The sequence below is a fragment of the Pseudomonas sp. R4-39-08 genome (genome assembly GCF_003852275.1).
Lineage (GTDB): Bacteria > Pseudomonadota > Gammaproteobacteria > Pseudomonadales > Pseudomonadaceae > Aquipseudomonas.
Map to the genome: position 1 here is coordinate 2,046,262 of NZ_CP027733.1, position 23,426 is coordinate 2,069,687.

The following is a 23,426-nucleotide window of genomic DNA, read 5'->3' on the forward strand; positions in this document are numbered from 1 at the left end:
TTATTTCCTGTTAGGGTTTGGTATGGAGTATCCAACGTATGTTCCATCAGCTTTTACTGGTGTGGCGCCTAGTATGTCTTCCGTATAAATTCTGTGATGGATAGCAAATTCTTGCTCTTTAGGGTAAGGCGCCTGCTTTCCTAGTTCAGTATTTATATCATGTCCCTCAATACTTTTAAGTGTGTATAAATAACCTTTTTTGTCTCCGTAGCTGGTCGCAAAGTTGATTCCGACTGCTCTGGATGGCGATGTACTTATGAAGTTGCTTGGAGGGTCATCGCTGTCAATTGCATGCAAGTATAAATCTTCGCTGCTGCCTTTGCTTTTAAAGCCATTTTTGAATACCTCATTTGGAGAGATTTTATCCCCGCGAAAAAGATATTCTTCATCATGGTACGGAGTTGGAAGGTCGGGTTCTGCTTTTTTACTTAGTGCCAGTGCTGAAGGATCTTCAACACCTACGGATGGTTTACATCCTTCCGTGCCGGGACATCTACTCAGTCCAAGCGGATCAATCCAGCCCGTAGGATTGGGCACGTACCGGTACGCATTGATCCCACCCGCCAGCTTCACCGGATCAGGCGTCAGGTAACGACCAATATCCGGATTGTAGTAGCGATGGCGGTTGTAGTGGAGGCCGCTTTCCTGGTCGAAGTATTGGCCTTGAAAGCGCAGCGGGTTGTCGACTTTGCCTACGTCGAGGCGGCTGATTTCGCCGTAGGCGCGGTAGTGGGCGGACCAGACGATTTCGCCGTCGGGCGTGGTGAGTTCCTGCGGCGTGCCGAGGTGGTCGAGTTGGTAGTGGTAGGGCTTGGTTTCTTTTGGGCCGAAGCCTTCCAGCAGTACCAATGGGCGGGAGCTGTCGGGTTCGTAGAGGTAGCTGCGATGACGATCCGCGTGATGCTCAGCGATTACTTTGTCGCCTTGCCAGAAGAACTCCGTGGTGATGCCGTCGACGGTTTTGCTGATACGCCGCCCAAACGGATCGTAGCGATAACTGGCGCTTTGGCCATTGGGCTTTGTGATGCCGATCAGCCGGTGCTGACAGTCGTAGCGGTATTCGGTAACGAGTGAATGACCCTTGCCGCGCCGCTCGCGGATCAGGTTGCCGAAGGCGTCATAGTCGTAGTGGTGATCGCCTTGGATCACGAGCCGGTTACCCGCAACGATGTCCGGGCCAGGACGATCTTGCATGAGCAAGTTGCCGGCCGGGTTGTGGCCGAAACGTTCTTGTATGTCTTGCGAGTGATCGGCGCGGGTCAGGCGGTGGAGCGGGTCGTAGCTGTAAAGGTGTTCGCCTTTGCGGGTGTCGTGCAGGCGGGTGAGGTTGCCGGTTTTGTCGTAGTCGTAGTGGCGTTGGTAGAGGTGGTTTTCCTGCTGGGTGACGGCGTGGGTATGCAGCCGGTTTTGCTCGTCGTAGTGGTAATGGCTGAGCAGTTGGCCTTGTTGGCGTTGGTGTTCGCGACCGGCTTTGAACAGATGCGAGGTGAGCACTTCTCCGTTGAGCTCGACGGTGGCGAGATGCCCGCCTTTGTCGTGGTTGAAGGTGAGGCGGTTGTTGTCTGGTAGGTGTAAATGTTGAAGTTGGCCGCAGGCGTCGTAGCCATAGCGCAATGTGCCCCAGCCTTGGTGTTCGGCGGTGAGGCGGTTTTGGCGGTCGTATTCGTAGGCCAGGAACCAGTGGCCGTCGTCGACGCTGAGGAGGTTGCCTTGGCGGTCGTAGGCATAATCGACAGCGCTGCCGTCGGGCAGGGTTTTTCTTACGAGGCGACCGGCATAGTCGCGCTGGTATTGAGTGACTAGCTGACTACCGTCGTCGCCGTATTCCGTTTTTTCCAGCAGGTTGCCGTTGAGGTCGTAGGCGTAGGCGGTGCGTTGGCCGTCAAAACCGGTTTCCTGTTGGATCAGGCCGTTGGGGTGGTAGTCGAGCTGGTAGGTTTCGCCGACTTCGTTTTCGATGGCGGTCAGCAGTAAGCGGGCGTTGTCGTAGCGGTACTTGACCTGGGTGCCATCGGCATTGATGCGGCGACTGATCAGGTGCAGGCCGTCGGCGTATTCGTAGCGGGTGACGTGGCCCAATTCATCGCGTTCGGCGATGACTTTTCCATAGGGGTTGTAGCTGAATTCTCGTGTGGCACCGTCCGGCAATACCAAGCGAGTTAACCGACCCACGCCGTCCCATTGATACTGGGTCAGCGTGCCCTGTTCGTCCTCACGCGCAACCTGCCGGCCCAGGTCGTCATAGCGGTAGCGCTTGATCCCGCCATTGGGCAATTGCTCTTCAACGAGCTGCCCGCGTTCGTTCCACACCAAGCGATGGCAGCTGTTGTCGGGATACCAGACCTCGGTCAGTTGCCCCTGTTTGTCATAGCTGTAATCGGCCGCGTTGCCATCCGGATCGATCTGGCGAATGACATCGCCCTGGTCATTACGCTCGTATTTCCAGACCGCTTGGCCACGGCGCATAACCCGTACGAAACCGTTGTCATGCTCGTAGGACGTCGGCTCATCATCCCCCGGAAACAGCGCGACCAAGCGTCCGGCGTCGTCGTATTGATAGGCCGTCACCGCGCCCAGCGGATCCTGCTCGACCGTCAGGCGGCCTTTATCGTCGTAGGATTTGAAATGCTGGGCGCCGTCGGGATCGATGCGCTGTACCAGCCGCGCCCGCTGGTCATGTACGTAAACTTCCTGGCTGCCGTCGGCGTTGTGCACGGTGACGCGCCCGTCGTCACCCCAGGCATACCGCGTGTCCATCTGCGAAAAACTGGCCCAATGCCTGACACAGCGCGCTGCCTTGCCAGCGCGTTCCCATTCCCAAAAGAAACTCGCCCCACCGGCCAGCTGGCGCTCAAGAATGATGTGCTGCTCGTCGTACCGATAACGCTCACATTCACCGACAGCGTTGGTCGCCGACACTAGTCGTCCAGCGCCGTCATAGGCGTAGGCAACGACGTTCTGCTCGGTCACCCAAACGAAGGGTTCATGCCCTGTGGCGCGATGAACCTGGTAGTCCACCGCCACGATGCGGTCGAATTCATAACGCAACAAAAGCGAACGGCCCACGCCGTTATCCAGCCGCTCAATCCGTCCCAATCGATCCCGGACAACCAACAGCCGGTTGTCATACGCATCGCTGATCGCCGTCAGCACACCGTCGCAAAAGTGGTAGAACCGCGAACCCTGGGCCAGCACCAGTTCATCAGGCAACGACCCCAAGTAAATCGCCGCTTCCGCCAGGCTGTTGGTGATCGCCGGCCGAGCCACCGTCGGCAAGGGCAGGGTGGTCGAGCGATTCTCATGGTCCGTCCACACCACCGAATCGCCTGACACCACAAGCCGCTGCGCCAGCGCATGACTCCAGCCAAACCCCAACCCACAGTCCACTTCCACCGCACTGCTGCGATACAAGCGCGTCCACTCGAACGGCAAGACCCCATCCAGCGCGCCATCGGTGAGCGTCAGCAGTTCCTCGCCGGTAACCATCGACACCGGGCAACCGTGGGTAACGGTTTTATCCGCAGAGTCAGCAGCCTCCCCAGCCGGATTTTTAGACGGGGCGGGCACATCATCCACCGCCTCCTGCCGCACCAACGCCGTACGCTGGGTCTTGCTACGCACCGCTGGCACCGCGTTCGAAACCAGCGTGTCACCCGCCTTCAACGGCGCCACCGGCACCGCCTTGATCGGAATTGGGGCGCTGCCCAGCAACACCGGCTTAAGCGCTTCGGTGTGCTCCTCCAAGCGAGCTGTGCCGAACTGCGCGGCTATCTGCTCCAGCCACCTGCGCACCCGACGTGACTTGATGCCGGCCAGCACTTTGGTGCTGATGCGCACCACAACACCCATGCCGGCCGTCGCCAGTCCCAATAACAGGGTGATGACGATCTCGGCGCCAATCGACCCGAGCATTTCGTTCATATACGGCGGTGGCAGCATGCGCATCCAGCTGACCAGAGCCGCCAGGTGAACGAACAGCAACGGCTCATCGCTGAGCACCAGCAAACCCTTGGCGAGGGTCTCGGCACTTAACGCGAGTAACTTTTCAAGCTCGTCCTGGGAAAGGTAATGCAGCAGCTTTTCAGCGTTGGCCAGCGGGTCGGACAACCACTGGAGTAACTGCGTGATGTTGTCCCAAACCGAGTAAAGAACTTCGCCAAAGCCTTGGGCATAAGCGCGGTGCAGCGAGAGGTAGCGCTGGAGAAAATTCGCTTCGGAATAGTTCTTCCATAGCGGTTCGAAGGTGGTGTCCCACTCGCTGCGCAGCCAGCCTTCCAGTGGCGTGATGACCGACTGATAAGAGGCGTACAGTGCCTTGAAATGCTCGCTGGAAACGTCGGGGTAGAAACTGACCCGGTACTGCTGGTTGCGGTCGCACTCGGTGACTTCGAGGATGCCGCTCGGGCCGATGGTTTTATGGATCGGCTCGCCCAGCGCGCCACCGTCTGGATCGATGCGCTGCAACATCACCGGCGTGTTGCCGATCGGCACGAAGCGCGAGCTCTGGAACATATGCACCAGTGTCAGCGTGCCGTTGGCCTGGCATGTAGCGACGGTGCTGCTGGGAAAAATCGAACGGTTGATCGGGGTGACCAGAGCCACCTCATTCCCAACCTTGAACACCTGCTCCACATCCAGTGCCGACGCGCTGAAAAAGCCCTGTGCCCAGGTATCGTAGTGGTTGAGGCAGCCGCGAAAATCGCTGAGCACGGATTCGACGTCCCGCGTCTTTGAATCCATCGCGGCCAGCACCAGAAAGCCAATGGCTCGGCCGGTTGCTTCGATCATGGGTGAGCCCCATCGATCAGGGCTCTCACTGGAAAAACCATCTGCACTCCCTCGCACTGTTTAATCAGGCGAGGGACTTTGCAGAGGTTTTCAGGGCAGGGGAGTAGAGCTTATCCGGCGGTTACGTGGGAAGTTTCAGCCAGTGCCGCACCAGGTTCGGCAGAGCAACGAACCCCGGTTAGACTTGCCTGTCGATATCCCCATTGCCCGGCCCGCCGTCCACCAAGGAAGCCTCATGTATTCAAGCCGCCTGATCCTCTGCCTCGCCACCTTGCTGCTGCTGGCCGGTTGCGCCACCTCGCGAGGGCCGCAACAACCCGAGCGCAGCGAGGCCGAGGTGAAGGCGCAGATCGTGCGCCTGCTCCCCGCCAAGGTCGCGGACCGCGACGGTTGGGCCCAGGACATCTACACCGCGTTCGACACCCAGAAGATCTACCCCAGCACCGAAAATATCTGCGCCGTGCTGGCGGTGACCGAGCAGGAGTCCACCTTTCAGGTCGACCCACCGGTGCCAGGCATGGGCAAGATCGCCCAAGATGAAATCCTGCGGCGTGCCGGGAAAGTTCATGTACCGGCGTTTGTCGTACGCAGCGCCTTGCAAGTGCGTTCGCCCACCGGCAAAACCTATGCCGAGCGTTTGAATGCCGCACGCACGGAGAAGGATCTGAGCGCGATCTTCGACGACTTCATCAGCGTGGTGCCCCTGGGCAATACGCTGTTTGGCGGCTTCAACCCGGTGCACACCGCCGGCCCGATGCAGGTCAGCATCGACTTCGCGCAAAAACAGGCACGGGGTTATCCCTACACGGTGGACGGCACGATTCGCCGCGAAGTATTCACTCGCCGTGGCGGCATGTACTTCGGCATCGCTCATTTACTCGGCTACCCGGTGAGCTATGACCAGCCGCTGTACCGCTTCGCCGATTTCAACGCGGGTTGGTACGCCAGCCGCAATGCCGCGTTCCAGGCCGCAGTCAGCCGTGTCTCAGGCAGCGAATTGACGCTGGATGGGGATTTGATTCGCTATGGTTCGCTGCTGCCCGGTACCACCGAACTGGCGGTGCGTTCACTGGGAGCGAAATTGGATATGCGCAATCCCAGTATCCGCAGCCAACTGGAGCAGGGCGACCGGTTGGATTTTGAGGACACCACGCTCTACAAGCGCGTATTCGCCCTGGGCGACAAAGCCGCCGGCAAGCCGCTGCCGCGGGCGATCCTGCCGGGCATCGTGCTTAAAAGCCCGAAGATCACTCGCAACTTGACCACGGCCTGGTTCGCCAAGCGCGTGGATGAGCGGTATCAGCGCTGTATGAAACGTTGATCAGGTGCGGCGCGTCGGGCTGAAGCGTTGCCATCGCAGGCAGGCCGGCCCAGATTTGACCGAGTTCTTTCAGGCGGATCGAAAAAAGAAAAGGCCCGGCTTTTCGTGGAGCCAGGCCCTTTCCGTGTTGCTCGTTGAATCAGCTGCGTTCGAGGGCCAGCGCCACGCCCTGGCCGCCGCCGATGCACAGTGTCGCCAAGCCTTTCTTGGCGTCGCGCTTGATCATTTCATGCAGCAGGGTCACCAATACGCGGCAGCCTGATGCCCCGATCGGGTGGCCGATGGCGATGGCGCCACCGTTGACGTTGACCTTGTCAGCGTCCCATTCCAGCTCTTTGCCCACCGCCAGGGATTGCGCGGCGAAGGCTTCGTTGGCTTCGATCAGATCCAAATCACTCAATTGCCAACCGGCCTTGTCCAGGCAGCGGCGGGTGGCCGAAACCGGGCCGATGCCCATGATTGCCGGGTCGACCCCAGCGTTGGCATAGCTGGCGATACGTGCCAGCACCGGCAGGCCGAGGGCCTTGGCTTTGTCGGCACTCATCAGCAGCACCGCAGCGGCACCGTCGTTGAGGCTGGAGGCGTTGCCGGCGGTGACGCTGCCGTCTTTTTTGAAGGCGGGCTTGAGCTTGGCCAGGGACTCGGCGGTGGTACCGGCACGCGGTTGTTCGTCCACCGTAAAGGCCTGCGGGTCGCCTTTACGCTGGGGAATCAGGATCGGCGTGATTTCATCGGCAAACCGTCCGGCTTCGATGGCGGCGGCGGCTTTTTGCTGGGAGGCGGCGGCAAAGGCGTCCTGCGCCTCGCGGCTGATGCCGTACTTTTCCACCAGGTTTTCGGCGGTGATGCCCATGTGGTAGTCGTTGAACGCATCCCACAGGCCGTCAGTGATCATGCTGTCGATCATCTTGGCGTGGCCCATGCGCAAACCGGTGCGCGCGGCGGGCAGCACGTACGGCGCAAGGCTCATGTTTTCCATGCCGCCGGCGATGATGACGTCGGCGTCGCCGCAACGGATCGCCTGTGCACCCAGGTGCAGGGCCTTGAGGCCCGAGCCACAGACCTTGTTCAACGTCAGGGCGGGGACGGCGTGGGGCAGGCCGGCGAGAATCGAGGCCTGGCGCGCCGGGTTCTGGCCGCTGCCGGCGGTGAGTACCTGGCCGAGAATCACTTCATCCACTTGCGCCGGGTCGAGGCCGGTCTGCTCCAGCAGGCGACGGATTACCGCAGCGCCCAGTTCAGGGGCCGGGATACTGGCCAGCGAACCTTGAAAGCTGCCCACGGCGGTGCGGGTGGCAGCAACAATCACGACGTCTTGCATGGAATCTGTCCTCACTGGAAATGCATTTCTGGAACGTGGTCCGGGACGATCAGTTTACCGGCGGTCTTGCTCACAATCTCTTCAACGCTGACGCCAGGTGCGCGTTCCTTGAGGACAAAAGCGCCATTTTCTATTTCCAGGTAGGCCAGGTCCGTGAGCACGCGCTTGATGCAGTTGGCGCCGGTGAGCGGCAGGCTGCACTGGCTGAGCAATTTCGACTCACCGTCCTTGGACGCATGGGTCATGATCACGATGATATTTTCCGCACCGGCCACCAGGTCCATCGCGCCACCCATGCCCTTGACCAGCTTGCCGGGGATCATCCACGAGGCGATGTTGCCCTGTACGTCGACTTCGAACGCGCCGAGTACGGTGAGGTCCACGTGGCCGCCGCGAATCATCGCGAAGGACTCGGCGGAGGAGAAAATCGAGGCGCCGATGCGTGCGGTGACGGTTTGTTTGCCGGCGTTGATCATGTCGGCATCAATGGTTTCTTCGGTCGGAAACGGGCCCATGCCGAGCAGGCCATTTTCCGACTGCAGCATCACTTCCATGCCTTCGGGAATGTAGTTGGCCACCAGGGTTGGAATGCCGATGCCGAGGTTGACGTAGAAACCGTCCTGCATTTCGCGGGCGACGCGTTGAGCCATTTGTTCGCGGGTAAGAGCCATGTCATGAGTCCTTATTGTTCGGGCCGGGGCGGATTACTTGCGCACGGTGCGCTGTTCGATGCGCTTCTCGAAGGTGCCGCAGATGATCCGGTCGACGTAGATGCCAGGGGTGTGGATCTGCGCGGGGTCCAGCTCGCCCGGTTCGACGACTTCCTCGACTTCGACCACGGTGATCTTGCCGGCGGTGGCGGCCAGTGGGTTGAAGTTCTGGGCGGTGTGCCGATAGATGACATTGCCGAAGTGGTCGGCTTTCCAGCCTTTGACGATCGCGAAGTCGCCGGTGATGGACTCTTCCATCAGATAGGGGCGGCCCTTGAATTCGCGGGTTTCCTTGCCTTCGGCAACCGGGGTGCCGACGCCGGTGGCGGTGAAGAAGGCCGGGATGCCAGCACCGCCTGCACGCATTTTTTCCGCCAGGGTGCCTTGGGGGGTCAGCACTACTTCTATTTCACCGCTGAGCAGTTGCTTCTCGAATAGGGCGTTTTCACCGACGTAGGAGGCGATCACTTTGCTGATCTGCTTTTCTTCCAGCAGGATGCCCAAGCCGAAACCGTCGACGCCGCAGTTGTTGGAAACCACGGTCAGGTCGCGGGTGCCTTTGCGCTTGATCTCGGCGATGAGGTTTTCCGGAATGCCACACAGGCCAAAACCGCCGGAGAGTACGGTCATGCCATCTTCCAGGCCTGCCAGCGCCTCTTCATAGGACGCCACGCGCTTATCAAAACCTGCCATATGCACCTCGTTATTATTAGTGGGCCAGCCAATGGACCGAGTGTTGCGCCGACTGATTGATTTGTTAAGTTGTTTTTTTAGGTTGATTGATTTAGAAAACAGCATAGTCGAACCACCGTGCGGAGTTGTGTCATGACCGTTAAACAGATGCGTGCCTTCCTGGCCGTGGCCCAGAGCCTGAGTTTTGCCGCTGCCTGTGAGCGCCTGCACCTGTCCCAGTCGGCGCTGAGCCTGACTATCAAAGGCCTCGAGGAAGGGCTGGGTGGACGCTTGTTCAGTCGCAATACGCGCAATGTGGCGCTCACGCCTGAGGGCGAATCGCTGCTACCGCTGGCTCGCCGCTTGATTGCCGACTGGGACAACGCGGAGGACGAACTGCGTCAACGCTTCACCTTGCAACGTGGGCGCGTGACCGTGGCGGCTATGCCGTCATTTGCCGGTAACCTGCTGCCGCCGATCCTGAAGATATTCCGCGCCCGTTACCCGCAGGTGAACGTGACGGTGCATGACCTGATCAACGAGCAGGTGCTGGAGATGGTTCGCGACCGCCAAGTGGAATTGGGCGTAGCGTTCGAACCGTCCGACGGTTCGTCATTGGCATTCACGCCGCTGTACCTGGACCGATTCATTGCCGTGGTACCGGGAGATTCGCCGTTGGCGCAGTTGAACGAGATCGACTGGAAAAGCCTGTTGGAACAACCCTTCATTACCCTCCAGCGCCCATCGACCGTGCGGGTAATGCTCGAAGAGCACCTGGGTGCCTTGCAGATGAAACTGCCGGTTGCGCTGGAAAGTCATCAACTGGCCACAGTGGGCAAGATGGTTGCCAGCGGCCTGGGTGTCAGCGCTGTGCCCGCATTGTGCGCGCGGCAGATGGAGGAGGCGGGCGCCCATTGCATCACCTTGACCGGCCCGGTGATCGAGCGGCCCATTGGGGTACTGACCAAACCAGGGCATGAACTCTCGGCGGCGGCGCAGGTGTTGTTTGATATCTTTCAGGATGAAGCGAGGAAGGGACGGTTTCCGACGTTCTGAAGTTCACACAACAAAAGTGGGAGCTGGCAAGCCAGCTCCCACAATAGATCAAGTACTACCTAGTAGTAACGGTCGATCACTTTAACTTGCGAGCTGTCTTTGAAAGAGGCCCAGGCATTGTTAAGTGTGTCGAACACCTGCTCGATAAAGTTGCGATCGGCTGCGGCTTTCTTGCCGACATAACCCTGGCCACGACGGTACATCTTCAGGCGCGCCGCCAGTTCGCGGTGATTGCGGTCGAACTCGGCTTCTTCGGTGTGGGGCGCCAGGCAGTCAAGTTGAACTTCGCCCGACTTGCGAATCCACAGGATATGGTCGTCGAGTGTGTCTTTCTGCGCTGCGAACATCTCAGCCAATTCATCGATAGTTGGTTGGTTGTTCAGATTCATGTGTAAGCCCCTTGACCAGTTGGCGATCTATCAGTTGGTTCGTTAATACTTGCTTAGTTGTCTCCGGTTACGAAAACCGGGCGTCGGTGACGGTCTGCCGAATACGGGCAGGGTCTTGAACCTGATGCATGTAGTTTTGCTGATGAACCGCTACGCAACGCTTTCGTAACGAAGACAAGCAGCGTCTTAGCTCCTTGTACCGATCCCGTTCGGGGCCGGTCAGCTTCATCAATCTGCCTTGTGGGCAGTGCACATCCGGAAAAACAGCTCGGCGGTCAGACGAGCCTGTTCAAAACGCGTGTTACCAACGCTCCCGATCCGGGAGACGTCTCGATAATGCAAGGACAAAAAGCTTACGTCAACGATTATGTAGTGATTATTTTCAGGCACTACATAAATCGCTGTGGGGGCGGGAAGATGCGGGGAAACGTGACTTGGGCGTCATTTTTTGGGGCGGCCGGTCTCAGGAGTAACTAGTGTTTCCTGGGTGCACATTGCGACTGTAAGTTTTTCGCGAGCAAGCTCGCTCCTACAGTCGTTCGGCCAGCAAGGGCAGTAATTGCTCGCACGACGCTTCGATTTTCACCTGCAGCAGCTCATCCCCACGGGTCTTGCCCAGATTGATCGCAATCACCGGCTTACCCTGTTCCACTGCCGCCTTGCACAGGCGAAACGCCGAGTAAGCCATCAGCGATGACCCCACGACCAGCAGCCCCTCGGCATCGTGCACGGCAGCCATCGCTCTGGCGGCTGTAGCGGGAGCCACGTTTTCGCCAAAAAACACCACGTCCGGCTTCAGCCGTTGGCCTTCGCAATGGGGGCAGCGTGGCACCTGGAAGTGCTCCTCAAGCGTAGGGTCGAGCAAGGTGTCACCGTCAGGCGCTTGCACCGCATGGACGTGCGCAAAGTGTGGGTTGTCGATTTCCATCTGCCGCTGCACCACATCGCGCTCGCTGCGCTGCTGGCAATCCAGGCACAGCACCCGGTGCAAACTGCCATGCAACTCGATCACATCATGGCTGCCGGCCTGATCGTGCAGCGTGTCGACGTTTTGCGTGATCAGGCCGCTGATGACCTGACGTTGCTGCAAGGTCGCCAGCGCCTGATGGGCCTTGTTCGGCCGGGCCAGGCGCACCCGTGGCCAACCCAGCATTGCCCTGGCCCAATAACGGCGCCGTGCTTGCGCGGTGGCGAGGAACTCCTGGTACATCATCGGCGCCTTGCCCCGGCGCACCCCTTCGCTGTTACGGTAGTCGGGGATGCCCGACGAGGTGCTGATCCCCGCACCGGTCAGCACCAGGAAGCGTTTTTCGGCCATCGCCCGATGCAAGGTGTCGAGGTGGTCTGCTTGATGGTCCAGCGTGTCGAGCATGGGGCCTCCTATTCGCCGCGAATGTACTGCTCCAGCTGTTTGATCAAGGCCGCTTGTTCAGCAATGGCCTCTTTGACCAGGTCACCGATGGACAAAAGCCCCAGCAATTTGCCGTCTTCCACCACGGGCAAGTGGCGCAGGTGACTGTCGGTCATGATGTTCATGCACGCTTCAACCGTTTTGTGGGTATCTACGGTGATGACCGGCGAACTCATCACATCATCCACCCGGGTGGTCACCGACGACAGACCCTTGAGGATAAGTTTACGTGCGTAATCGCGCTCGCTGATGATCCCGACCACGGCGCCGTCCTTGACCACCGGCAACGCCCCGACGTTTTTCTCGGACATCCGCACCAGCGCCTCGAATACGGTGTGGTCCCACTGGATAGTGTGGACGTCCTGGTTCTTCTGGTCCTTGGCTTTGAGTAATTCTGCGACGGTTTTCATGGCGGCCACTCCGGTGTTGTTGTTAGTAGTCAGCGATTGCCCCTACAGAATCCTAGACGGGCCACGTTGCAGCAAGGTCCAAAGCGGCGTTAAACCCGTCGAAAAGCGTCATTCGCCGGTTTTTTTTGCGTTTTATCCGGCTTTTACCGGCTTTTTCGCCCGTTTGGGGTTGGCCGTCGTCTTGCGTGGCGCGCTCTTGCGCTTGTTTTTCCACGGTGTGGCGCCTTTGCCTGCCGGGCTGGCGGGACCGGTGATGGTCATGCGCATGCCATGACAGCGAGCCACCTGTTTGCTCATCCACGCCGCTTGTTTGGCGACAAACTCCTCCAGGCTCATTTCGCCGCTTTGCACCATATCCAGCGCCTGCTCCCAGATGGCGGTGGTGCCGGGGTCGGCGATGGCGCGAGGCACCGCGTCAATCAGGCTGAAAGCCGCTGCGGTGGCCGACAGCGCCTTGCCGTTCTTCACCAGGTAGCCTCGGTCCAGCAGGCCCTGGATGATCCCGGCGCGGGTGGCTTCGGTGCCAATGCCAGTGGTGTCCTTGAGCTTCTGCTTGAGCAGCGGGTCTTCGACCAGCTTGGCGACGTTTTTCATCGCTTTGATCAGGTCGCCTTCGGTAAAGGGCTTGGGCGGTTGGGTCCACAGGTCCTTGAGATTGACCTTGGCCACAGCACAGTCCTGGCCTTGCACCAGCATTGGCAAGGCTTGAGGCGCAGGCGTTTCCCTGCCTTTGGCGGGAGCAAGGGCTTCGGGCAGCGCGCGTTTCCAGCCCGGTTCGATGACGACTTTGCCCACCGCGCGCAACGCCTGGCCGGCACAATCGAAATCCGCCTGGGTACGGTCGTATTCATGGTTGGGGAGGAATTGCGCCAGGTAGCGCGCGCGTATCAGCGTGTAGACCGCACGGTGCTTTCCGGTGAGTTGCCCAACGTCCTTGCCGGCCCCTGTCGGAATAATGCCGTGGTGGGCACTGACCTTGGCATCGTTCCAGGCGCGTGAGCGACGATTGGGGTCCATGTAGGCCATCAGCTCGGCCACGGCTGCGTCCGCGCGGCCGAGAGCGGCGAGGATCTTCGGCGCTTCGCTGTGCTGGCTCAACGGCAGATAGCCGCAATCGCTGCGCGGGTAGGTGATGACCTTGTGGGTTTCGTAGAGGGATTGGGCGATATCCAGGGTTTCCTGAGCGCCGAGGCCGAGCTTCTTGGAGCAGATTTCCTGCAGGGTGCCGAGGTCGAAGGGCAGGGGCGCGACCTCGCGCATGCGCTCGGTGCGCAGCTTAACCAATCGCGCACTGGCAGCGCGGGACATGGCGTCAGCGGCGTCCCGGGCCAGTTGCGGATTGAGGCAACGGCCCTGGTCATCGCAGGCATCGTCGACGGCGCGCCATTGGGCAGTGAAGGTCATGCGCTCGTGGAGCAGGTCCACGTCGATGGCCCAATACGCCACGGGTACGAAATCGGCGATGCTGCGGTCACGGTCGACCACCAGGCGCAAGGTGGGGGTTTGCACCCGGCCCACCGGCAATACGCCCTGATAGCCGGATTGTCGCCCAAGCAAGGTAAACAAGCGGCTCATGTTCATGCCGATCAGCCAGTCGGCGCGGGAGCGGCCCAGGGCCGAGTGATACAGGCTGAAGGTTTGCGCACCGGGCTTGAGGGCGGCCAGGGCCTTGCGGATGGAGGCCTCGTCCAGTGCCGACAACCACAACCGCTGGATCGGCCCGCGATAACGGCAATGCTCCACCAGTTCTCGGGCGATCATTTCACCCTCACGGTCGGCGTCGGTCGCGATCACCAGTTCCCTGGCTTCCCCCAGCAAGCGCTTGACCACCTTGAACTGGCTGGCGGTCTTGGGCTTGACCTGCATTTTCCAGGTTTGCGGGACGATCGGCAGGTCGGCGAGCACCCAGCGTTTGTATTTGGCGTCATAGGCGTCAGGCGGGGCGGTTTCCAACAGGTGGCCGATGCACCAGGTGACTGTGACCCCGCTGCCCAGCCAGCATCCATCGCCCCGGCGGCTGGCGCCGAGCACGGCCGCGATGTCCTTGGCCTGGGAGGGTTTTTCACAGAGGTACAGCTGCATGGTCATCACATCAGATCGGGTTGATGCTTGGCAGGATGCTTAGTCAGAGAGATTTGAGCAACCATTATCTGTATGGATGTACAGCAAATTGTGTGTGGCTGCGCAAAACAAAATGTGGGAGGGGGCTTGCTCCCGATAGCGGTGTGTCAGCCAATGGAGATATTGACTGATATATCGCTATCGGGGGCAAGCTGAACTGGCCTAATGATCCCGGACACCTCTTAAGGGCGATATGATTCGCCCAATCAGGAGGTTCCATGCAACAGCGAAAGACCTACACCCACGAGTTCAAGCAACGTGCTGCAAGCATGGTTCTTGATGATAACTGCTCAGTTCCCGACGTCTGTGCATCGATGGACGTTGGCCCTACGGCTCTGCGCCGCTGGGTTGATCAGGTTCGTAAAGAGCGTCACAAAGGGCAGCCAGTGGCAGGTACCAAGGCTATCAGCGACGAACAGCGAGAGCTTCAACAGCTACGAGCCAAGGTCAAGCGCCTGGAGAGTGAGGCTGAAATCTTAAAAAAGGCTACGGCTCTCTTGATGTCGGATCCCGATCGTTTTTCCTGATCGAGGAACTGAGGGAGTCGAGTTCATATCCGACCAGCCTGCTTTGCAGTGCGCTAGGCGTTTCTCGCAGCGCGTTTTATGACTGGATTAAGCGTCGCTCAGCGCCAAATACCAAGCGTGACGCGCTTAGAGCAAAAGTCGTGCAACTGCATGTCGAAAGCCGAGAAAGCGCAGGCGCGCGGATGATCTCTCAGCGCCTGAAGGCCCAGCAGATCAAGGTGGGTCGGCATCTGGCCGGAAAACTTATGGCGGAGGCAAATCTGGCCAGCAGACAGCGCCGCCGCCATCAATATCGCTCTAGAGGCGTTGAAGCATTTGTGGCCAAGAACCTGCTTGAGCGTAACTTCGAGCCAACCGCAATTAATCAAGTCTGGTGCGGCGACGTTACCAGTCTAATGGTTGGGAAACGCTGGTATCACTTGGCAGTGGTCATTGATCTGTTCGCCCGCCGAATCGTTGGCTGGGCGTTTTCTCTGATCAATGACGCCAACCTGGTTAGCAAGGCGCTGAGAATGGCGGTGGAGGTTCGAGGCAAACATGCAGGCTTGATGTTTCATTCAGATCAAGGCTGCCAATACACCAGCCAGCACTTTCAGTCCGAGCTGCTGGGGCATGGGATAACGCAAAGCATGAGCCGTAGGGGGCAGTGCTGGGACAACGCGCCAACAGAGCGTTTCTTCGGGACGCTCAAATCAGAGTGGGTGCCCACCAAGGGCTATATGACAGTTGAAGAAGCCAAGCAGGATATGACCAGCTTCTTCATGCGATACAACCGAATCAGGCTCCACAGCTACAACAACTACCTGTCGCCAATAGCCATGGAGCAGAAGGCGGCTTGATCACCGTAATCGGTGTCCGGAAAAACTTGACCAGAACAAGCCCCCTCCCACAGGGGCTCTGCGGTGTTCAGACGAACTCAGTTGTTATCGATATCCACATGCCGGGTTTCCTTGAGGCAGAACAGGCCGACCACCAGGCTGACGCCGGTCACCACCACCGGGTACCACAAGCCGTAGAAAATGTCCCCGGTGTACACCACCAAGGCAAACGACACGGTTGGCAGGAACCCGCCAAACCAGCCGTTACCGATATGGTAGGGCAGCGACATCGAGGTGTAGCGGATGCGTGTCGGGAACAGCTCCACCATCAGCGCCGCCAGGGGGCCGTAGCACATGGCGGCGATCAGGATCAGTGCCACGATCAGCACCACCACCATGACCTTGTTGACCTGGGCCATGTCCGCCGAGCTTGGGTAGCCGGCCAAGGTCACCGCGCCGCGCAGTGCCGCTTCATCGAAGCCATCGATACGCACGTCACCGACGCTGACCTGCACCGGCGCGCCGGCCGGCGCCGCGATGCTGCTGTACGGCAGGCCTTGCTTGACCAGGAAGGTCTTGACCTTGTCGCACGGGCTGTCAAAGCGCGCCTTGCCCACCGGGTCGAACTGGAAGGTGCAGGTGGCCGGGTCGGCCAGTACGGTAATCGGTGCCTGGTGACTGGCCTGGTCCATCGCCGGGTTGGTGTAGTGCGCCAGGCTCTTGAAGATCGGGAAATACAGCACGGTCGCCAGCAGCAGGCCGAGCATCAGCACCGGTTTGCGCCCGACCTTGTCCGACAGCCAGCCAAACAGGATGAAGAACGGCGCGCCAATCACCACACTGATGATCAGCAGCATGTTGGCCAGGGCCGGGTCCATCTTCAGGAACTGGGTGAGGAAGAACAGCACATAAAACTGCGCTGCATAAAAGGTCACCGCCTGCCCGCCGTTGATGCTGAACAGCGCGATCAATACGACCTTGAGGTTTTCCCATTTACCGAATGACTCGCGGATCGGCGCCTTGCTGGCCTTGCCTTCCTCTTTCATTTTCAGGAACGCTGGCGACTCGTGCAGGCTCATGCGAATCCAGGTGGAGATGCCCAGCAACACGATGGAAAACAGGAACGGAATACGCCAGCCCCACACCTCGAACTGGTCGCCGGTGAAGTAACGGCAGGCCAGCACTACCAGCAACGACAGCAACAGGCCGAGGGTGGCGGTGGATTGAATCCAGCTGGTGTGCAAGCCGCGTTTGCCGGCAGGCGCATGTTCGGCGACATAGGTGGCGGCGCCACCGTATTCACCGCCCAGAGCCAGGCCTTGCAGCATGCGCAGCACGATCAGAATGATCGGCGCAGCGATGCCGATGCTGGCATAGGTCGGCAACAGTCCCACGCAAAAGGTTGCCACGCCCATCAGGATGATCGTGACGAGGAAGGTGTATTTGCGCCCGATCATGTCGCCCAGGCGGCCGAATACCAGCGCGCCGAAGGGTCGCACCACGAAGCCTGCGGCGAACGCCATCAATGCGAAGATGAACGCCGTGGTGTCGTTGACCCCGGCAAAGAACTGCTTGCTGATCACCGCCGCGAGGGCGCCGTAGAGGAAGAAGTCATACCATTCGAACACCGTCCCGAGGGACGAGGCGAAAATGACTTTCTTCGAGTCGTTGCGGGTGCTCGCATGTATCGCCGAGCCCAGGGGTTGAGCATGTTCTGACATCGGGTAGCCCTCACAGTGATTATTTATTGTTGTTCCACTGTCGGCGCCAGGTGCGGCGCCGCTATTTAGATTGCGTGAACCGTTTCTCTCTGCGGGGCGAGGCTCCTTGTGTTCGGTGAAAGGATCAGTTGCGCGGCCTTCTCGGCGATCATCAGCGTCGGTGAGCAGGTGTTGCCGGAGGTAATGCGCGGCATGATCGAGGCATCGGCGATGCGCAGGCCCGGCACGCCATGCACGCGCAACTGCGCGTCGACCACCGCGTCCTGGTTATTGCCCATGCGGCAGGTGCCCACCGGATGGAAGATCGTCGTGCCGATACGCGCCGCCGCTTCGTGCAGTTGTTCTTCGGTTTGCAGGGCGTCACCGGGCAAATATTCAACCGGCTTGAACTGGCTGAGGGCCGGGGCGGCGACGATCCGCCGTGTCAGGCGAATGGCGTCGGCGGCTACGCGCAGGTCTTCGGGATGGCTGAGGTAGTTGGGCCGGATCAGCGGTGCGTCCGCCGGGTTGGCCGAGCGTATGTCGATGCGCCCGCGACTGTGCGGGCGCAGGTCGCAGACCGATGCGGTAAACGCGGGGAACGCGTGCAGCGGCTCGCCAAAACGCTCCAGGGACAGCGGCTGCACGTGGTATTCAAGGTTGGCCGAGGTCTGCTCCGGCCCGGAGCGGGCAAACGCGCCAAGCTGGCTGGGCGCCATCGACAGCGGCCCGCTGCGGTCGTACAGGTAGCGCAGGCCCATGCCCATCTTGCCCCAGAGGGTGCCGGCGATCTGGTTCAGGGTGCGGGCGTTTTCCAGCTTGTAGATCAGGCGCAGTTGCAGGTGGTCCTGCAGGTTGCCACCCACGCCCGGCAGTTCATGAACCACGTCGATGCCCAACGGCTTGAGCACATGGGCGGGGCCGATACCCGAGCGTTGCAGGATGCCTGGCGAGCCGACGGCGCCGGCGCACAGTACGATTTCCTTGCGCGCTTTCCAGCTCAGTGGCTGGCCGAGTTGGCGCCCGACGACCTGAGAAGCGCGGCCGTTCTCCAGCACCACGCGATCGACCTCAACATCGGTCAACACGGTCAGGTTGGGCCGTTGGCGCACCGGTTTGAGAAACGCCTTGGCTGCATTCCAGCGCACCCCGGCCTTCTGGTTGACCTGGAAATAGCCGCAGCCTTCGTTATCGCCCTGATTGAAATCGCTGATGTTGGCGATGCCGCTTTGCTTTGCGGCCTCGCGAAACGCATCCAGGATCGGCCACGACAGACGCTGCTGCTCGACACGCCACTCGCCGCCGTCGCTGTGGAATGGCGAGGCGCCGGCAAAATGGTTTTCGCTGTGCTTGAACAGCGGCAAGACGTCATTCCAGGCCCATCCCGGATTGCCTTGCGCCGCCCAGCCGTCATAGTCCTGGGCCTGGCCGCGCATGTAGATCATGCCGTTGATGGACGAACAGCCCCCCAGCACCTTGCCGCGCGGGTAACTCAAGGCACGACCTTGCAGGCCTGCCTGGGCTTCGGTCTTGAAGCACCAGTCGGTGCGCGGGTTGCCGATGCAGAACAGGTAACCGACTGGAATATGGATCCAGGGGTAGTTGTCGCGACCACCGGCCTCCAGCAGCAGCACGCGATGGGCCGGGTTGGCGGACAGCCGATTGGCCAGCAAGCAGCCGGCGGGGCCGGCGCCGACGATTACGTAATCGTATTCAGCAGTTGCAATGGGCATCTGGGGTCTCGCTTGTTTTTCTTATTGGCTCCATCCTAGTTGTTAGTTTTCGTCTTAAAAATGTTAGTTTTTGCCCAACTGCTGTGCGTTTTTAAACAGCGCTGCCCATGGGTGCGCAACGGAGGCGATATGTTCGACTGGAATGACCTGCGGTTTTTTCTCGAATTGCAGCGCAGCGGCCGTTTGCTCACCGCCGCGCAACGTTTGAAAACCACGCACGCCACGGTGGCCCGGCATATCGAGGCCATCGAAAAAAGCCTCGGTACCGCGCTGTTCGTACAGCACGCCCAGGGGTATGAGCTGACGCCGGCCGGCGAAGCCTTGCTCAAACATGCCGAAGCCATGGAAAACGTCGCACTGCTGGCGGAAGACGAACTCACCCATTCTGCAGCGCCTCTGGGCAAGATTCGTCTCGGGGTGGCGGAGGGCCTGGGGGTGATGTTCCTCGCCGGTCGCATGGCTGGGCTGTTTGAACGTTATCCCGGCTTGGAAGTGGAATTGCTCGCGGTGCCGCGCTTTGTCAGCATCCTCAACCGCGAAGCGGAAATCAGCATTCACCTGGAACGCCCCAGCGTCGATCAGTTGGTCACCCGCAAACTCACCGATTACCGCCTGGCGCTGTATGCCAGCCGCGCTTATCTGCAGCGTCATCCGCCGATTGAAAAACGCGAAGACCTCGCGGCCCATTCATGGATCGATTATGTCGACGACCTGCTGTTCAGCCAGGAACTGAAATTCCTCAGCAGCTTCTGTCGCAACCCCAAGGTGGTCTTCCACAGCACCAGCGTGATTGCGCAACACCAGGCCGCGCGGTCGGGTTTGGGTATTGCGGTATTACCCTGTTTCATGGCGGCAGGCGATGCGGACCTGGTGCCGTTGTTGCCGGGGGAGAGTATCCAGCGCAGCTATTGGATCAGCTCGCGTCGGGAGTTGCACAAGTCGGTGCGGTTGCGGGTGTTGTGGGATTACGTGGTGGAGTTGTGCGCGCGCGAGCAGAAACTGTTGCTGGGTGAGGGCTGACTGACGAAACCGAATCAACACTGTGGGAGGGGGCTTGCTCCCGATGGCGGTGTATCAGTCAGCAAATTCGAAGCTGACTTTCTCTATGACTGGCCCGCCGCTATCGGGAGCAAGCCCCCTCCCACATTTGGATCTCCACACGCAGGGCGTGGCGGTTTTTAAAGAAACCAGCGATATTCCCGCGCAGAAATCTCCTGCTGAAACGCCAGATGATCCTGGCGTTTGTTCTCGCAATACACATCGACGAATTCCGCGCCCAGCTTGTCGCGCACCACCGACTGATGTTGCATGGCGCGCACGGCGTCGAGCATGTCCACGGGGAAATCGGTGCCACTGCTGCGGTCTTCGTTCAGCGGCGCGATGGGCTCTTGCCTGGTTTCAAGGCCATGCTCCAAACCGGCGAGGATCGCCGCCAATACCAGGTACGGGTTGGCGTCGGCGCTGGCCAGGCGATGCTCGATCCGCAGGTTACGTGGGTCGGACTCGGGGATGCGCACGCACGCATCACGGTCTTCGAAGCCCCAACTGGCGCGGGTAGCGGCGTTGACCGTACCGCCGAGGCGGCGGAACGCGTTGTGGTTGGGCGAGAAGATCGGCATGCAGTGGGGCAGCAACGCGAGGCAACCGGCCACGGCGTGGCGCAGCGGTTGCTGCTGGTGCGCCGCCAGCACGTTGTTGCCTCCGCCGTCATACAGGCTGACATGCACATGCATGCCGCTGCCGGGAAACTGCAGGTAAGGCTTGGCCATGAAGCTGGCGCGGTAACCGTGTTTGAGCGCCACGCCGCGGGTGCTACGGCAGAACAGGGCGGCCCAGTCGGCGGCGCGCAGGCCGTCATCGCAATGGCCAAAATTGATTTCGAATTGGCCCGGGCCGATTTCGGCGGCGATCACCGTGATATCGATGCCCTGGGCTTTGGCGGTTTGTGCCATGTCGTCCAGCACGTCGCTGAAGCGCGACAGCCGCTCGATATGCAAGTTGGGCTGGTCATCGGCATCGTCGCTCAGCGGGTCGCGGGCGAATTGCGGCAGGCCGTCGTCGAGCTTTTTGTCGAACAGATAGAACTCCAGTTCAAACGCCACCACCGGGTGAATGCCTTTGTGGTGCAGGCGTTCCAGCACTTTGGTCAGCACTTCGCGGGGTTCGAATTCGATGGGTGCTTCGGTGCCGTCGGAAGTGATCAGCATCTGCCCCAGCGGCTGCGATTCCCAGCTCACCGGCTTCAGCGTACCCGGCACCAGGCGCCGATTGGCGTCCGGGTCACCGTCGTTGAAGCAGTAATCGCCGATCTTGAACAACCCGCCCTGGGCGCCCAGCAATACGGCGTTCTGCGGCAGCTTCAACGGGCTGCCGGCGGCGACTTTCTCGAGCATCTCCACCGGGTAGCGCTTGCCGTAGAAATGCCCCGGAATGTCCAGGGCGATCAGATCGACGTAGCGCACCTCGGGATGGTTCTGGCGGAAGGTCCGTACTTCGGCCAGCAAGGTTGCAGATGGGCTTTTCACGGGTGCAGCTCCTAGTTGTAAACCCACAGCACGCGGGCGGGCAGGTCGGTCAGGTTGGCGTAGCGGCAGTGGGCGAAACTGGCCAGATGAAAGCTGTCGCCAGCGCCGAGGGTGACCGCATCGGTTTCACCTTCAACCCACAGCGTCAACTCACCCTCCAGCACAAAACCGGCCTGTTCGGCACGGTCGCTCATGGCCTGCTCACCACTGTTGGCACCGGGTGCCAACAGGCTGTCGAGCATCGAAAACGCACCGTTCATGGTCGGCGAGACGAGGATGTCGGTGATGCCATTGGCGTAGTACACCGTGCGCCGCTCGTTGGGCCGCGTGACCCAGTCCACCGCCTTGGGTTTGGGCAGGCTGTAGAAGTAAGTGGTAGGCACATCGAGGGCGTGGCTGATGGCGGTCAGGTCGGCCACGGTCGGGCGCGACAGGCCACGTTCCACTTGGGACAGGAAACCCACCGAACGTTGGATCTTTTGCGCCAATTGCGCCAGGGTGAGTTTCTTGTGCTTGCGCAGGTCGTGGATCAGGGCGGCGAGGGTGGCGAGTTCATCTTGAGGTGTCATGAAATTTAATTCGAATAATTTCATGAAAAATTACAGGATTAATTTCACGTAAGCAATGACCATGGAGGATCATTGTGGCGAGGGAGCTTGCTCCCGCTGGGCCGCGAAGCGGCCCTAATTCGGCCACCGCATTTGTTCAGGTGTGTCCCGGCCGGCTTTTTTGGGGCTGCTGCGCAGCCCAGCGGGAGCAAGCTCCCTCGCCACGGGGAGTGGGGAAACATAATGAAATTGAGTCGCGGAGCGACCCTTCTCGGGCCTGCTAGGTTGAATGAGTCATTCAATCAAAGGGAGCGACGGATTGCTTCAAAGGCCCAACTCTCATTTGCTACGGCGAGGTCGTTATTCAGAAGCAGGTCGCGTGTACTTGGTGACGGCCGTGGTTTATCAGCGGCGTCCGGTTTTTGCTGAAATGGCTCTGGGGCGGTTATTGGTTGCAGAGCTCAAACGAGCCCACGATGCAGGTCTGCTTGCTTCGTTGGCCTGGGTCATCATGCCGGATCACCTTCACTGGATGTTTGAGCTGCGTGATGCGACGTTGCCGCAAGTGATGCAGCAAGTGAAGTCACGCAGCACGCTGACCATCAACCAAGCCAGGGGTACGAAGGGTGCTTTTTGGCAGAGCGGATACCATGATCGCGCCGCGCGAGCCGAGGAAGATCTTATAAAAATCGCGCGTTACATCATTGCCAATCCCTTGCGGGCGGGGCTGGTCGAGCATATCGGCGACTACTCGCTCTGGGATGCAATCTGGTTATGAGTTTGAGTTCCCGCGTGTGGCGAGGGAGCTTGCTCCCGCTGGGCCGCGAAGCGGCCCCAATCCATCCACCACGTTCGTTCAGGGATATATCGGTCGGGCTGTTTGGGGCTACTGCGCAGCCAGCGGGAGCAAGCTCCCTCGCCACAAGGGTTATCGGCGACCGGGTAGTGTTTTCACCTGAATGTTTTCACGCCCCTGCGGTCGGAACCTGAGTATGCACTCAAAATTGAAGGAGCACCCATGAAGTCCAGATCCCTCGTTGCCTGTGTTCTCGTTGCGGCAGGCCTGTCTACCGCCAGTTTTGTGGTGCAGGCCGGCGATACGCCCCAGGAAACCGTGCAGCCTTCCAACATCAATACCCGTGATTTGAAGGAAGGTGACCGCGCCCCGGATATCCTCATGCGTAAGGAGTCGGCCCTCAGCGACTGGAAAAAACGTGGCCTCAAGCAGCCCGAGGAAGAGAGCCAGTGGGCGCGGGTCGGTGATAAATATGTGCTGCTCAAAACCACCAACGGCACCATCCTTGAGATCACACCGGTCAAGAAATAATCCTGCCGCACCACCTGCTCGTGTCACCTTTCTTGCGTTAAGGTAACCG

General features: G+C 59.9%; 19 protein-coding genes. 7 read left to right on the forward strand and 12 right to left on the reverse strand.

Translation table 11 applies throughout. The features are described from left to right. The gene (locus C4J88_RS09445; protein ID WP_124406819.1) at nt 1-4,788 is read right to left on the reverse strand and encodes an RHS repeat-associated core domain-containing protein; all 4,788 of its coding nucleotides are present in this window, start codon (nt 4,786-4,788) and stop codon (nt 1-3) included. Nucleotides 4,789-5,023: 235 nt separating this feature from the next. On the opposite strand from C4J88_RS09445, the gene C4J88_RS09450 reads away from it, so the two are divergent. Further along, nucleotides 5,024-6,109, forward strand: a complete 1,086-nt coding sequence (locus C4J88_RS09450; protein WP_124406820.1) for a DUF1615 domain-containing protein — start codon at nt 5,024-5,026, stop codon at nt 6,107-6,109. 139 nt (nt 6,110-6,248) lie between these two features. Here C4J88_RS09450 and C4J88_RS09455 read toward each other — a convergent pair whose 3' ends face one another. The 3 genes from C4J88_RS09455 to C4J88_RS09465 are packed head-to-tail and all read right to left on the reverse strand — an operon-like array spanning nt 6,249 to nt 8,833. Next, entirely contained in the window at nt 6,249-7,430 is a 1,182-nt protein-coding gene (locus C4J88_RS09455) for an acetyl-CoA C-acetyltransferase (protein ID WP_124406821.1), read from the reverse strand. 11 nt (nt 7,431-7,441) lie between these two features. Beyond that, entirely contained in the window at nt 7,442-8,101 is a 660-nt protein-coding gene (locus C4J88_RS09460; RefSeq protein WP_003211625.1) for a CoA transferase subunit B, read from the reverse strand. A 33-nt stretch (nt 8,102-8,134) separates the two neighbouring features. Continuing rightward, nucleotides 8,135-8,833, reverse strand: a complete 699-nt coding sequence (locus tag C4J88_RS09465) for a CoA transferase subunit A (protein ID WP_124406822.1) — start codon at nt 8,831-8,833, stop codon at nt 8,135-8,137. 132 nt (nt 8,834-8,965) lie between these two features. On the opposite strand from C4J88_RS09465, the gene C4J88_RS09470 reads away from it, so the two are divergent. Next, nucleotides 8,966-9,868: a LysR family transcriptional regulator gene (locus C4J88_RS09470; protein WP_124366551.1), complete on the forward strand. Its 903-nt coding sequence runs from the start codon at nt 8,966-8,968 to the stop codon at nt 9,866-9,868. 59 nt (nt 9,869-9,927) lie between these two features. Here the strand turns inward: C4J88_RS09470 and C4J88_RS09475 are convergent, their stop codons facing one another. The 4 genes from C4J88_RS09475 to C4J88_RS09490 form a co-directional block, all read right to left on the reverse strand. Further along, nucleotides 9,928-10,257, reverse strand: a complete 330-nt coding sequence (locus C4J88_RS09475) for a hypothetical protein (RefSeq protein WP_124366552.1) — start codon at nt 10,255-10,257, stop codon at nt 9,928-9,930. A 529-nt stretch (nt 10,258-10,786) separates the two neighbouring features. Continuing rightward, nucleotides 10,787-11,629, reverse strand: coding sequence for an NAD-dependent protein deacetylase (locus C4J88_RS09480; protein ID WP_124406823.1), 843 nt, complete (start codon nt 11,627-11,629; stop codon nt 10,787-10,789). Nucleotides 11,630-11,637: 8 nt separating this feature from the next. Further along, nucleotides 11,638-12,078: a CBS domain-containing protein gene (locus C4J88_RS09485; protein WP_124366554.1), complete on the reverse strand. Its 441-nt coding sequence runs from the start codon at nt 12,076-12,078 to the stop codon at nt 11,638-11,640. 132 nt (nt 12,079-12,210) lie between these two features. After that, nucleotides 12,211-14,160 carry a DNA topoisomerase III gene (locus C4J88_RS09490; RefSeq protein WP_124408605.1) on the reverse strand — a complete coding sequence of 650 codons (1,950 nt, stop codon included), beginning with the start codon at nt 14,158-14,160 and terminating at the stop codon, nt 12,211-12,213. Nucleotides 14,161-14,417: 257 nt separating this feature from the next. Between C4J88_RS09490 and C4J88_RS27680 the strand changes: the two genes are divergently transcribed. Together C4J88_RS27680 and C4J88_RS09495 are read left to right on the forward strand one after the other, a co-directional pair. Continuing rightward, a complete protein-coding gene (locus tag C4J88_RS27680) occupies nt 14,418-14,726 on the forward strand; it encodes a transposase (RefSeq protein ID WP_256658866.1) in 309 nt (102 codons plus the stop codon). 8 nt (nt 14,727-14,734) lie between these two features. Then, nucleotides 14,735-15,565 carry an IS3 family transposase gene (locus C4J88_RS09495; RefSeq protein WP_256659123.1) on the forward strand — a complete coding sequence of 277 codons (831 nt, stop codon included), beginning with the start codon at nt 14,735-14,737 and terminating at the stop codon, nt 15,563-15,565. Between the two features lie 77 nt (nt 15,566-15,642). Here the strand turns inward: C4J88_RS09495 and C4J88_RS09500 are convergent, their stop codons facing one another. After that, entirely contained in the window at nt 15,643-17,265 is a 1,623-nt protein-coding gene (locus tag C4J88_RS09500) for an MFS transporter (protein ID WP_124406824.1), read from the reverse strand. Nucleotides 17,266-17,330: 65 nt separating this feature from the next. Then, complete coding sequence (locus C4J88_RS09505; RefSeq protein WP_124406825.1) at nt 17,331-18,977, reverse strand: GMC family oxidoreductase; 1,647 nt, start codon at nt 18,975-18,977, stop codon at nt 17,331-17,333. 129 nt (nt 18,978-19,106) lie between these two features. Between C4J88_RS09505 and C4J88_RS09510 the strand changes: the two genes are divergently transcribed. Beyond that, entirely contained in the window at nt 19,107-19,997 is an 891-nt protein-coding gene (locus C4J88_RS09510; RefSeq protein ID WP_124406826.1) for a LysR family transcriptional regulator, read from the forward strand. A 158-nt stretch (nt 19,998-20,155) separates the two neighbouring features. Here the strand turns inward: C4J88_RS09510 and C4J88_RS09515 are convergent, their stop codons facing one another. Further along, the gene (locus C4J88_RS09515; RefSeq protein WP_124406827.1) at nt 20,156-21,502 is read right to left on the reverse strand and encodes a glutamine synthetase family protein; all 1,347 of its coding nucleotides are present in this window, start codon (nt 21,500-21,502) and stop codon (nt 20,156-20,158) included. An 11-nt stretch (nt 21,503-21,513) separates the two neighbouring features. Beyond that, nucleotides 21,514-22,071 (reverse strand): helix-turn-helix domain-containing protein, encoded by a 558-nt coding sequence (locus C4J88_RS09520; RefSeq protein ID WP_124406828.1) that lies wholly within the window; start codon nt 22,069-22,071, stop codon nt 21,514-21,516. A 298-nt stretch (nt 22,072-22,369) separates the two neighbouring features. On the opposite strand from C4J88_RS09520, the gene C4J88_RS09525 reads away from it, so the two are divergent. After that, a complete protein-coding gene (locus C4J88_RS09525) occupies nt 22,370-22,828 on the forward strand; it encodes a transposase (protein ID WP_124368953.1) in 459 nt (152 codons plus the stop codon). Between the two features lie 240 nt (nt 22,829-23,068). Continuing rightward, a complete protein-coding gene (locus C4J88_RS09530; protein WP_124370291.1) occupies nt 23,069-23,377 on the forward strand; it encodes an RcnB family protein in 309 nt (102 codons plus the stop codon). Nucleotides 23,378-23,426: the final 49 nt, after the last annotated feature.